A 12,177-nucleotide genomic window follows, 5' to 3' on the forward strand; every position below is an offset into this window, starting at 1 on the left:
ACTCCCGAAGCCCTTCACCACCCGGTCTCGCACCATCCTCGCCTCCCTTGCGACATGCGCACCCGGCCGGCTCGGACGTGCTTCACAGGCGCCAGACCGAGGCCCCTCCCGCCGCGAGTGCCTTCTTATCATGGCACGACTTTACATCTGCGAACACACCGCCGGGCTCGAGCCTGGCAAGCAGCTGCTGCGGCGGCATGTCGAGATAGGCCTGGTGACCCACCGCGGCGACGATCGCGGCGGCCACGGGCAACTCGTCCCAGTCGCGCAACTGCACGCCGTATTCGTGCATCGCCTCGTCCGCAGCGGCGACCGGATCGTGAACGTGGACCCGGCAGCCGTAGCTCTCGAGTTCGCGGATGACATCCACGACCTTGCTGTTGCGCAAGTCGGGACAGTTCTCCTTGAAGGTGAGGCCGAGCACGATCACGTCGGCACCCTTGATGCTCGAACCGGCGGCGATCATCTGCTTCACGGTCTGCTCGGCGATGTACTTGCCCATGCTGTCGTTGATGCGTCGCCCGGCCAGGATGACCTGCGGCTGGTAACCGATCATCTCCGCCTTGTGCGTCAGGTAGTAGGGATCGACACCGATGCAGTGCCCCCCCACCAAGCCCGGGCGGAACGGCAAAAAGTTCCACTTCGTACCCGCCGCCTTGAGCACCTCGAGGGTGTCGATGTCGAGCTTGTGGAAGATCACCGCCAGCTCGTTCATCAGCGCGATGTTGAGGTCTCGCTGGGTGTTCTCGATGACCTTCGCCGCCTCGGCGACCTTGATCGAGCTGGCCGGATACACACCCGCGGTGATCACGTCGCCGTAGATGCGCTCCACGGTCGCCAGCGTCTCAGGCGTGTCGCCCGAAACCACCTTGACGATCAGGGTGACGGTACGCTCCTTGTCCCCGGGATTGATCCGCTCCGGCGAGTAGCCGACGAAGAAGTCCTTCTTCCACTTCAGGCCGGACTCGCGTTCCAGGATCGGGATGCAGACCTCTTCGGTGGCGCCCGGATACACGGTCGACTCATAGACCACGATCGCGCCCGGCTTGAGGTGGCGGCCCACGGTTTCCGATGAGCGCACCAGTGGCGTGAGATCGGGCTGATGCGCCTGGTCCACCGGCGTGGGCACGGCGACGATGACGAAATCCGCCTCGCGCACCACCGCGGGATCGGTGTGACAGCTCAGCTGCGTGGCAGCCGCGAGGTCCTCGCGGGAGACCTCCCCGGTGGGGTCATAGCCCTCGCGGTAGGCAGCGATCTTCTGCTCCGAGAGGTCGAAGCCCACGGTGCGATATTTCTTTCCAAAGGCAACGGCCAGCGGCAGTCCGACGTAGCCGAGGCCAATGACGGCGATAGTGGTCATGTGCTCAGTCCTGCAGAGGTTCAGAGGGATTTCAACAGTTTGGTCGCTTCTGCGTGCAGCGGCGACCCTTCGGTGAGTCGCGGCATCAGGGTGTCGAGTTGCTTGCGGGCGTCGGTGCTGCGGCCGGCATCGGCATAGGCGCGCGCGAGGTTGAGCCGCAGCTGCGCTGCGTCGGGCGCAAGCTCGACCGCCCGCTCCAGATTGGCGAAACCCTTCTGTGCCTCGCCGCGTGCGATCTGGATCACGCCGAGCGTATCGAGGATCGCGGCATTGTCCGGAGCCAGGGCATGGGCCTGCTCGGCGTACTCGAGCGCCTTCGGATCCTTCACCTGGTTCGCGCTCCATGCGAGGTTGTTCAGCACCAGCGGATTCTGCGGCGCGATATCGTGCATCTCGCCGAACACGCGGGCCGCCTCGGGATACTGCTTCTCCGCCAGGGCGCGTTCGGCCAGATAGCCGCGGACGACCATGTCGCGTGGCTGCGCGCGCAGCCAGTCGTCGATCACCTTGGCCGCTTCATCCTTGCGGTCGAGACGCAGCAGTGCGGCGTGCAGCCGGACCAGCACCTCACCACGAGGGGCGCGTTCCTGCGCGGCGCGGTAGGCGCTCGCCGCCGCTGTCCACTCGCCGCGCCTCGCCTGGACGTCCGCCTCGACGAGGTAGCCTGCCGCGGCGCCGGGATTCTTCTTCTGCATCGACGAGGCAATCGCCAGCGCACCCGCATGATCGCCGCGCGCGCTCATGACGTCCGCGAGACGGCGCTGGATCTCGGCGGAATCCGGCTCGATCGACAGGGCCCTGCGCAGCGTCTGATCGGCGCTGGCGAGATCCTGAGTCGAACGCTGGAGCTCCGCGATCTGGACCAGCGGCGCCGGTGAGTTCGGCATCAGCCCGACCACTTTTTCGAGGGTGCCGATCGCCTGGCGCGGTTCGCCCGAAGCGACCTGCGCCTGCGCCAGGGCACGCAGCGCGCCCGCATCGCGCGGGTTGGCGGCGACGGCCGCTTGCGCGGCCGACAGCGCAGTCGGGACATCCCGATTTCGCAGATATTGCTGGATCAGGGCGAGTTTGATGGGCAGCGAGGCAGGCAGCGCCTTCTCGGCCTCTTGCAGACTGCTCAGCACGTCGGCAGGCGACGCGCCGGTCAGGCGCTGGAAGTCGGCATAGGCCAGGCGCGCTTCGGCCTTGCCGGGTTCGCGGTCGACCGCGGCCTTCAAGCGCTCGAGCGCCTCCTTGGGCCGCTGATCTGCCAGATCGAGCCGGCTCAGGTTGACGATTGCGGCGAGGTAGTTCGGGTCGATCGACAGCGCCTTCTCGAAGGCCTCGCGTGCCGCCTTGGCGTCGCGCCCGGCAAGCATCAGGCCACCTCGCAGATTGTAGACCAGCGGATTGTCGGCCTGCTTGCGCTCGAGTTGCGCCTGCGCCTCGAGCGCCTTGTCGAAGTTGCCGCTGCGCAGGTGGGCCATCACCAGCGCGATGTCCGCCTGCACGGTGTCCTGGTCCATGGCGGCGGCGGCCTCGAGGTCGGCCAGCGCGTGCTCGGCGTCGCCGCCCGCCATGCGGACCGCGCCAAGCCGCATCCTCGCGCCGGCATCCTCCGGCGCGGCACTGGCGGCGCGAGCGAGGAAATCCTCCGCCTTCTCGAGCTCGCCGTTCGCCATGAAGACCTGGCCGGCGAGACCGAGCAGTTGCGGATCCTGCGCCCCGGCGTCGAGCAGCGGCTGCAGGAGCTCGGCCGCTCGCGCGGCCTCTCCCGTGGAAAGATGGGAAACGACCAGCATGCGACGGGCGAGCGGCTGCCCGGGCGTGCGCTCGAGTACCCGATTGAGATGGGTTCGGGCCTGCAGATGGTCGCCCAGCCGCACCATCACCGTACCCGCAAGGAGGTGAGCGGGAACGAAATCCGGCATCGCCTTGAGCGCTTTCTGCACGCCGTCGCGTGCCTCGACGAAGCGGTTGTTGCGGAAGTCGAAGAAGGCTTGCAGATAGGTGGTCGATGGATGGGCGGGCGCCACCTTCTTCATCGCCTCCAGGCCGGCGAGCGCCTCGTCGAGCCGATTCGCGCGCAGAAGCTGGGTGACGACGGTGAAGTGATAGCCCAGATTCGCCGGGTCGAGACGCAGCGCGTCCTGCAAGGCGGCCACCGCCTGGTCCGGACGCGCTCGCGCAAAATGGATCTCGGCGAGCGCTGCGTGGGCTTCGGCCTTGTCCGGATGCGCCTGCAGCGCCTCCCGAATCACGGTCTCCGCCGCATCGACGTCGCCGCTGAACAGGCGTGCGCGGCCGAGGCCGACGCGCGCGCCGAATTCCTCGGCATTGGCGGCGAGGGCTGCTTCGTATTGCGCGGCCGCCTGCGCGGGCTCGGCCTTGCCCATTTGGGCATCCCCGAGCGCCGCCAGCAGCGTCGCCTGGGCACCGGCGTCCGCGAACCGCTCGTCACCGAATTCATCGACGACGCGATCGAACTGCCCGGAGCGGACGAGCGCGCGCGCAAGCTGCGGCACGACCTCCTCGCGCGGATAGCCGAGTTGCAGGGCGCGCTCGAACTCCTTCACGGCGCCAGGCAGGTCGCGCGTATCGAGGTTCACCTTGCCGAGCAGGAAGCGTGCCTCGGCGAGGTTCGCGTTCTCCTGCAGGGCGTTCTTCAGCTGGATGCTGGCCGCATTGAGATCGTTCTTCTGCAGATAGCCCTTGGCGGAGTCGAGCATCTCCTCGGGGCTCTGGCTGCAGCCGGCGAGGAGAAACAGGGAGATCACGGCAGCGGCGACCGCCGCCCGCCGGGAAGGTTTCGAGCTGCGGGAAGCGCGCCGATCCACAGGACGGTCACTCACGATCAATTCTCCTTCTTCAGGCCGAAGCGGCCCATGAGGTCGTACAGGGAGGGCCGGCTCACGCCGAGGGCCGCGGCCGCCTTCACGATGTTTCCATTGGTACGAGCGAGCGCTCGCAGTACGGCTCGCCGCTCCGCCTCTTCGCGAACCTGACGCAGGTTGAGGTATTCGGACTCCTCATCGGCCGCCGCCAGCCCGAGATCGGCGGTGGTGATGCGGTTGCCGTCGGCCATGATCACCGCGCGCTTGAGGCAGTTCTCCAGCTCGCGCACATTACCCTTCCACGGATGCGCCTCGATCGCCGCGACCGCATCCTCGCCGAGGACCATCGTTCCGCGGGCGTTCTCGCGCGCGAAGCGCTGGACGAAGGCATGAGCGAGCAGCACGGCATCGCCGTCGCGCTCGCACAGCGGCGGAATCTCGATCACGATCTCGGCGAGCCGATAGTAGAGATCCTCGCGGAAAAGACCTTCCGCGATCTGGTTCTGGAGGTTGCGATGGGTCGCGCAGACGATGCGCACGTCGACCGGAATCTCCTCGCGGCCGCCGATCCGCTCGATGACGCGCTCCTGCAGGAAACGCAGCAGCTTGGCCTGCAGCGACATCGGCAGATCACCGATCTCGTCGAGAAAGAGCGTGCCCTTGTTCGCGGTTTCGATCTTCCCGAGGGTCTGCTTGACGGCGCCGGTGAAAGCGCCCTTCTCATAGCCGAACAACTCGCTCTCGAGCAGGTTCTCGGGAATGGCCGCGCAGTTGATCGCCACGAAGCGCTGCTGCGCTCGCGGCGACAGGGCGTGCAGGCCACGCGCGAGGATCTCCTTGCCGGTGCCGCTGTCGCCGAACAGCGCCACCGTTACCGAGCTCGAGGCCACCTTCTCGATCGTCCTGCAGATCCGCAACATGCCCGGGTCACGGGTGAGCAGGCCCGCCAGCGGACTGGCCTGCTGGGCGACGAGCGCGGCGTTCTCCGCCTGCAGGTCGTGCATGCGGAATGCGCGCTCGATGGTCAGCTGCAGCAACTCGGGTTCGAAAGGCTTGGCAAAGAAATCGTAGGCACCCAAACCCACGGCGCGCACCGCGTTCTCGCGATCGTGCTGGCCGGTCAGGACGATGATCTTGGTATCGGGTGCGAGAGCCAGAATTTCGCCCAGCAGCGCGAACCCCTCGGAGACGTCGTCCGGTGCGGGTGGCAGGCCGAGGTCCATCGTCACCACCGCGGGTTCGTGCCGCCGCACTTGGGCGAGCGCCGATTCACGGTCGCTCGCCACCACCGTTTCGAAACCGTCGAAGGCCCAACGCATCTGCTTCTGCAGCGCCGGATCGTCCTCGACGATGAGCAGAGTCCGCTTTTCAAGCATTTCCTTCGAGCACTCCTGACCGCTTCTCCGCTTCTCCCCGCTCGATACGCGGAAGCTCGATACTCACCGTCGTACCTCGTCCCTCCTCGCTGTGGAACTGGAGCCTGCCGCCGATTTCGCTTACGTACTGCTGTGTTTCGAACACCCCGATCCCCATTCCGTTGCTCTTCGTCGTTTCGAATGGCCGCGACAGGCGCTCGCGCAAGAAGGCCTCGGACATGCCACAGCCGTCGTCCTCGACGATAATCCGCGCCAAGCCGCCAGCGAGGGCCTCGACCCTCACCATTACCCTACCATCATCACTGGTGGCATCCAGTGCATTTTGCACGAGGTGGCCGAGGATTCTTTCCAACCGCTCCGGATGGGCGTGTACGAGGACATCATCGCCCGCACTGCCGTCCCAACCGAGCTCCGGGCGCTGCACGCGCTTTGCCCTCACCACCTTGTCCAGGACTCCCGGCACCGACACCACGCGCGGCGGATCGATCGAGCGTTTCTCCTGCAACTGCTGCATCAGGCCGCGCATGCGCGATTCCACGTGCGCCACCGTCTCGAGCATGTCCTGTTGAAACTCGGGATTGTCCTTGTGGCGTTGCGCATTCTTCAGCATCAGCGACAACTGCGCGACCAGGTTCTTCAAATCGTGCACGACGAAGGCCGACATGCGATTGAAGGAATCGAACTTGCGCGCCTCGAGCAGCGCTTCCGCCGCAAGCATTCGGTCCAGATAGCTCGCCGCCTGGCGCTGGGCACTCTTGAGCAGATCGAGCACCTCCCAGTCGATCTCGAACGGAGCCCGCGGCGCGTTGAGCACGACGAAACCGATCAGGCCGCCGCCGCCGGTCAGCGGCACGATGAGCCAGGCACCCGCCAACTTCGACAGCCACGGCGGAATCACCAGCCCTTGGTATTGACCGGGACGTCCGCGGAACTCCTCAAGATTGACGATCCATTCGCGCTCGCCGAGGAAGCGGCACAGGGGCGAGTCGGAAGGTTCGACCCCATCGCAAGCCGGATGATTGTAGCGAAACCGCATCACCATCGCCCCGTCGGGCCGCTTCAGCCATACCGCCCCGCCCGGACTCTCGACCAGGTCGGCGAGCGCCCTGATCACTGATTGTCCGAGGTCCAGCCCCCCTTCGGCGGACGAGAGCGACTCGGTGAACCTGCGCCACTCGTTTCGATAATCGTAGCGGTAGGGAAACAGGTGCTTGCTGACGAAAACCCGCAGCCTTGCGCGTTGCGCGCCGGAGAAAAGCACCACCCCCAGCAACACTAGCCCCGCGAACAGCAGCGTCATCTGCAGCGCGCGGCCCCAGGCGCCGCCGAAATACCGCACGTAGTAGGCCGCCGCGGCAATCACGAGCAGGTAAAGACCGGAGGCCGCCAACGCCGTCGAATGAAAGACCATCTCCCGCGAGATCGACATGCGCAGCGTCCACGACGGATTGCGCGAGCCCGAAATCGCGATGAGGGGGACCACGATCGCGTGCGCGATGCCGCGCACCGCCCATACGTCCTGGTCCAGTCGGCCGAACAACAGCGCATCGGCAAACAGATACAACTCGAAGATGTAGCCTGCACCGAGCGCGAGACAGAGCGGTTTGATCCCCCAGCGCGAGGCCGACGGCACCGTACGATAGAGTTGCTCGACGAGGATCAGCCCGAACACCCCGTGCGCCAGCCATGCGGCGAGTACCGGCGACATCGGCAGCAGCTTCTCGCTGCCTTGCGAGTATACGAGCGCGAGCGCTGCAATCTGCGCCACGACGATCGCAATCGCGACCGACACCGGCCAACGGCTCCGCGCCGCTCCCAACGGAACCAGGAGCACCAAGAGAAATCCATACCAGGCGCCACTGCGCACCACGTCGAGCACCACCGCGGACAAGGCAGTGACGGGCACCGCATGGTAAGCGAGCGCGGCATTGGCAGCGGCCCACAGGCAGGACGCGAGCACCGCAACCAGCAGGACTGCGCCCTGAACTCCGCCGCGCCAGGCGACGAAAGCGTAAAGCCCGAAGCCGCCATACAGCAGCGCGGCCAGCCCGTACCCCCAGAACGCGACTTCGGACAACTAATGCCCCCTTCCGCCCGCCGGCATCCTTGCTTCCGCTGCAAAACCCCCGCCGATCGTCCGCGCCTGCCGCACGAGTTACTGGGCTCCCTCTCCGGTCAGCACGACCCGAACGGTCTCGAACAGGACCGCGATGTCGAGCACCAGAGTGTGGTTCTTGACGTAATACAGATCGTACTGGAGCTTCTCGATCGAATCATCGACCGAGGATCCGTACTGGTAACGAACCTGCGCCCAACCCGTGACACCCGGCTTGACACAGTGGCGCACGCTGTAGAAGGGAATGTCCTTCACCAGTTGATCGACGAAGTAAGGCCGCTCCGGCCGGGGACCGACCAGGCTCATCTCACCGATCAGCACATTGAACAACTGCGGCAGTTCGTCGATCCTGAGCCTGCGGATAATCCGGCCGATGCGCGTGACCCGGTCGTCGTTGGCACTCGCCCAGCGCGGTTTGCCGTCCTTCTCCGCGTCGCGCCGCATGCTGCGGAACTTGATCACCTCGAACGTCCTGCCACCGAGTCCCACGCGCGTCTGCCGGTAGAACACAGGCGCACCGTCCTCGAGGAGGACGAGCAGCGCAGTCAGCAGCATCACCGGCGAGGCGAGTATGAGCAGCACCAGCGAGCAAACGATGTCGAAACAACGCTTCACCACCGTCCGCAGAACGCCCTGGCGGAAGCCGTCGCCGTAGATCAGCCAACTCGCGCGTAATGAATCGACCCTGATCTGCCCCGAGGTCCGCTCGAAAAAGCTGGATACGTCGGTCACCTTCACCCCCGCCAGCCGACAATCGAGCAGGGCGCGCAGCGAGACGTTGCCGCCGCGACGTTCGCGGAGCGCAACCACAACCTCGGTCACCTTGTTCTCGCGCACGGCCTCCAGCAGATCTCTCTGCGGCAGTGTCTTCCGCGGGTCGACCACGTACTCGTCGTCCTTCACCCCTGGGTAGAAGCCGACGAGAAATCCATGACGAGCCGGATCGTCGGCGAGCACGCGCCGCACTTCCTCTGCATCCGGGCCGACCCCCACAATCATCACCCGCGAACCCGTCATCGCTTTCGCTCCCCAACGCCCCCCGAGCCCGCGCATCAACAGCAACAAGCCCAGAGCGGCCAATGTCGAATAGCGTGTGGGTGCAGACGTCACCGCCGACCATGGCAAAAGGTTGAAAATCACCAGCGCAATCGGCACGCTTATCACCACCGAGAGCGCGACGCGCCGGAAGGCGTCACTCGACGAAGCGCCGCCGTGATGTCGATAGAGCCCCATCGCCGTGTTCAACCCGACCATGGCCACAGCAAAGAAAACGGCCGAAGGCAGGATCACCGTCCAGCCGACCGTCTCGGTACCAGCCTGCGACAGGACTGCAATCAGTGCAGCCGATAGCAGCAATGCCGCATCGATCGCTGCCTGATGCAACGTTCGTAACGGGAAATATTGTCTGAGCACTTTCAGCATGAACATCCTCTCTCGTGGAGCCGCCCGCCTGGGACACCCCCTGAATCGCTCACACGCGACCCGACCGACTACAAGCTAACTCACAGACGCAAACCGAACCGTTAATCCGTTCACGCACGTTCCAATCCCACACGGAGCGACACACTCCCTGCCGATGGCTCGGCCGCCATGACGCGCGCCACCCATCGAACCGTCTACGGTATCAATTCTAACCCAGCGCCCCCGCCACACTCCTCGATGTCATGCACCGCCTCGGGATACGGGCGAGTCGGTGCGGCGAAGCCCGCCCCCGATACAGCAATGCGCGGTAAGCTTATGCTTTGGATCCTGTACGCGGCATCTCGACGGGACGCCGCTCCACCCACCCTCCGACAAGGGACATGCACATGACCGCAAGCACGCGCGATTTCAAGGAACTCAACGGCTATTTCTTCGAAGATCTCGAGCAGGGGATGAGCGCAGTCTTCTCCCGCACGATCTCCGAGGCCGACATCCTGATGTTCGCCGGGGTGTCCGGCGACACCAATCCGGTTCACCTCGATGCCGAATATGCCGGCACCACCATGTTCGGTGGCCGCATTGCGCATGGCATGCTGTCAGCCGCCTTCATCTCGGCCGTATTCGGCACGCGCATGCCCGGACCGGGGTGCATCTACCTGAGTCAGAGCCTGAAATTCAAGGCGCCAGTGAAGATTGGCGACACGGTCGTAGCCAAGGTGACGGTCACCGAACTGAAGCCGGCCAAACGCCGCGTGGTGTTCTCGACCGTGTGCACGGTAGGCGAAACGGTGGTTCTCGACGGCGAAGCCGAACTGATGGTACCGGCTCGCCCCTGAGCGATCACATACTGGGCAAGGGTCTCCCGCCGCAGGCGCGGCGAAGGCGTCCCGAGAGCCGCGGTGCCCGCGCTCAAGCCCCGTCGAGAGAGGGCCGCACGCTATCCGCGCGGCCCTTTTCGCTGACGGTGTGTAAGCATCCGGCGAACCCACCTTCCCCCAGCCGCTTAGGCCATTGAAGATCGTGTCCATCAAAGTCGATGGCGGACACTATGGATGTGGTTATCCCGCGCCGAGGCCGGCGCACGCACAGCGAAGCTTTCAAGCGGTCGGTGGTCTCGGCGTGTTGTGAGCCAGGCGTCTCGGTGGCTGGGATTGCCTTGGCCAACGGCCTGAACGCCAATCAGGTCCATCGCTGGATGCGCGAGCGCGGCATCGAGCCGCCGAGCCGGCGCAAGGCTGACAGCGCAGCGCTCACCGCGTTGGCTGAGCCGGGCTTTGTCCCCGTGCAGGTCGCTCCCGCAGTCGAGGCGCGGGTGATCCGCCTCGAGGCGCAGCGTGGCAACGCCCGCGTCAAGCTCGAGTGGCCGCTCGAGGCCGCCGAGGCGTGTGGTGCATGGCTGCGCGAGTGGCTCGCATGATCCGCATCGAGGCGCTGTGGCTGTCGGTCGCACCTATGGACATGCGCGCAGGCATGGACACGCTGCTCGCGCAGGTGGTGCGCGTGTTCGGCGAGGCGCAGCCGCATCACGCCTATCTCTTCAGCAATCGGCGCGGCACCCGCTTGAAGGTGCTGGTCCATGACGGCTTCGGGGTGTGGCTCGCATGCCGGCGCCTGAACCAGGGCCGGTTTCACTGGACCGAGGGCCAGGGCGGTGTCGCACTCACCCGGGCGCAGTTCGACGCGCTGGTGCTCGGGCTGCCATGGCAGCGGCTGGGCGACGGCGGTGTGATCCGGACACTCTGAACACGCGCTATCGGCGGATGCCCCGATGGTGGCGGAGGCGTGCATCGGACATGATCGATCCATGCCGCTGCCCGCCGACCTCGATCAACTGGATGCCGACGCCTTGCGTCGCCTGCTCATCGAGCAGGAGCGCGAACTCGTGTGGCGTCAGACCAAGATCGAGCGGCTCACGCATGAGCTGGCGCTGCACAAGCGTCATCGCTTCGGCGTGAGGACCGAGCGCCTGTCCACCGAGCAGGTGCAGCTCTTCGAGGAGACCGCCGAGGCCGATCTTGCGGCGATGAGCGAAGAGCTCGAGCAACTCCAGCCCAGTGTCGGCACGTCGACGCCCAAGGGCCAGGCCCGACGCAAGCCGCTGCCGCCCGAGCTGCCGCGCACCGAGATCCGTCACGAACCCGACTCGACCACCTGCGCCTGCGGCTGCCAGATGCGCCGCATCGGCGAGGACGTCGCCGAGAAGCTCGACTACACCCCGGGCCGCTTCACCGTCGAGCGCCACATCCGGGGTAAGTGGGCGTGCGCGGCGTGCGAGACCCTCGTGCAGGCGCCGGTACCGGCGTACATCATCGACAAGGGCATTCCCACCGCCGGCTTGCTCGCCCAGGTGCTGGTGGCCAAGTATCAGGACCATCTGCCGCTCTACCGGCAGGAAAGCATCTTCGGTCGGGCCGGGTTGGCGATCCCGCAGTCGACGTTGGCCCAGTGGGTGGGCCAGAGCGGCGTACACCTGCAGCCGCTAGTCGAGGCGCTCAAGGCCGACGTGCTGGCGCACCCCGTGCTGCACGCGGACGAGACCCCGGTGGCGATGCTCGATCCGGGTGCGGGCAAGACCCACCGCGCCTACCTGTGGTCCTACAGCGTCGGCGCGTTCGATCCGATCAAGGCGGTCGTCTACGACTTCGCCGACAGCCGCGCGGGCCGTCATGCCCAGGCGTTTCTGGGCGACTGGCGCGGCACGCTGATCTGCGACGACTACGCCGGCTACAAGGCGCTGATCGCCCTGGGGGTAACCGAAGCCGGCTGCATGGCGCACGCGCGGCGCAAGTTCTTCGATCTCGCTGCCCAGGGCCAGAGCCAGATCGCCAGCGAGGCGCTCGAGGCCATTGCCCAGCTCTACGGTGTCGAACGCGAAGCGGCGGAACTCGACATCGACGCCCGGCAGCGCTTGCGGGAAGCGAAGGCCCGCCCCATTCTCGAACGCCTGCATGCGTGGCTGCTCGCGCGCCGCACCCAGGTTCCCAACGGCTCGGGCATCGCGCGCGCCATCGACTACAGCCTCAAGCGCTGGGCTGCGCTCACGTACTACGTGGGCGACGGTCGGGTACCCATCGACAACAACTGGAT

Annotated in this window: 9 protein-coding genes; 4 read left to right on the plus strand and 5 right to left on the minus strand. The window is 66.0% G+C overall.

Annotated elements, in window-relative coordinates; all coding sequences use genetic code 11:
- Positions 1-82: 82 nt before the first annotated feature.
- From BB334_RS07630 to BB334_RS07650, 5 genes are all read right to left on the minus strand, one after another.
- Complete coding sequence (locus tag BB334_RS07630; protein WP_068806685.1) at positions 83-1,363, minus strand: nucleotide sugar dehydrogenase; 1,281 nt, start codon at positions 1,361-1,363, stop codon at positions 83-85.
- A 20-nt stretch (positions 1,364-1,383) separates the two neighbouring features.
- Complete coding sequence (gene prsT, locus BB334_RS07635; protein WP_232756685.1) at positions 1,384-4,194, minus strand: XrtA/PEP-CTERM system TPR-repeat protein PrsT; 2,811 nt, start codon at positions 4,192-4,194, stop codon at positions 1,384-1,386.
- Between the two features lie 2 nt (positions 4,195-4,196).
- Entirely contained in the window at positions 4,197-5,552 is a 1,356-nt protein-coding gene (gene prsR, locus BB334_RS07640) for a PEP-CTERM-box response regulator transcription factor (RefSeq protein ID WP_068806713.1), read from the minus strand.
- A complete protein-coding gene (gene prsK, locus BB334_RS07645; RefSeq protein ID WP_068806716.1) occupies positions 5,545-7,629 on the minus strand; it encodes an XrtA/PEP-CTERM system histidine kinase PrsK in 2,085 nt (694 codons plus the stop codon). Before prsK ends, prsR begins: the two co-directional genes overlap by 8 nt.
- 78 nt (positions 7,630-7,707) lie before the next feature.
- Positions 7,708-9,090: a TIGR03013 family XrtA/PEP-CTERM system glycosyltransferase gene (locus BB334_RS07650; RefSeq protein ID WP_068807916.1), complete on the minus strand. Its 1,383-nt coding sequence runs from the start codon at positions 9,088-9,090 to the stop codon at positions 7,708-7,710.
- Positions 9,091-9,476: 386 nt separating this feature from the next.
- Here BB334_RS07650 and BB334_RS07655 point away from each other — a divergent pair, with 386 nt between their 5' ends.
- The 4 genes from BB334_RS07655 to tnpC form a co-directional block, all read left to right on the plus strand.
- A complete protein-coding gene (locus BB334_RS07655) occupies positions 9,477-9,926 on the plus strand; it encodes a MaoC family dehydratase (protein WP_068807918.1) in 450 nt (149 codons plus the stop codon).
- A gap of 212 nt (positions 9,927-10,138) precedes the next feature.
- Positions 10,139-10,507 (plus strand): IS66-like element accessory protein TnpA, encoded by a 369-nt coding sequence (tnpA, locus tag BB334_RS07660; RefSeq protein ID WP_083200318.1) that lies wholly within the window; start codon positions 10,139-10,141, stop codon positions 10,505-10,507.
- The gene (gene tnpB, locus BB334_RS07665) at positions 10,504-10,833 is read left to right on the plus strand and encodes an IS66 family insertion sequence element accessory protein TnpB (protein ID WP_068805147.1); all 330 of its coding nucleotides are present in this window, start codon (positions 10,504-10,506) and stop codon (positions 10,831-10,833) included. The genes tnpA and tnpB overlap by 4 nt, the downstream gene beginning before the upstream one ends.
- Before the next feature lie 61 nt (positions 10,834-10,894).
- Positions 10,895-12,177, plus strand: a 1,283-nt coding sequence (tnpC, locus tag BB334_RS07670; RefSeq protein WP_198531205.1) for an IS66 family transposase, incomplete at its 3' end; no start/stop codon positions are given.

This window comes from Thauera phenolivorans (assembly GCF_001696715.1).
Taxonomy (GTDB): Bacteria; Pseudomonadota; Gammaproteobacteria; order Burkholderiales; family Rhodocyclaceae; genus Thauera; species Thauera phenolivorans.

Coding starts and splice junctions, on each gene's coding strand:
- tnpB (WP_068805147.1), top strand. CDS start 10,504: ATGATCCGCATCGAGGCGCTGTGGCTGTCGGTCGCACCTATGGACATG.
- BB334_RS07630 (WP_068806685.1), bottom strand. CDS start 1,363: ATGACCACTATCGCCGTCATTGGCCTCGGCTACGTCGGACTGCCGCTG.
- tnpA (WP_083200318.1), top strand. CDS start 10,139: ATGGATGTGGTTATCCCGCGCCGAGGCCGGCGCACGCACAGCGAAGCT.
- BB334_RS07655 (WP_068807918.1), top strand. CDS start 9,477: ATGACCGCAAGCACGCGCGATTTCAAGGAACTCAACGGCTATTTCTTC.
- prsR (WP_068806713.1), bottom strand. CDS start 5,552: ATGCTTGAAAAGCGGACTCTGCTCATCGTCGAGGACGATCCGGCGCTG.
- BB334_RS07650 (WP_068807916.1), bottom strand. CDS start 9,090: ATGCTGAAAGTGCTCAGACAATATTTCCCGTTACGAACGTTGCATCAG.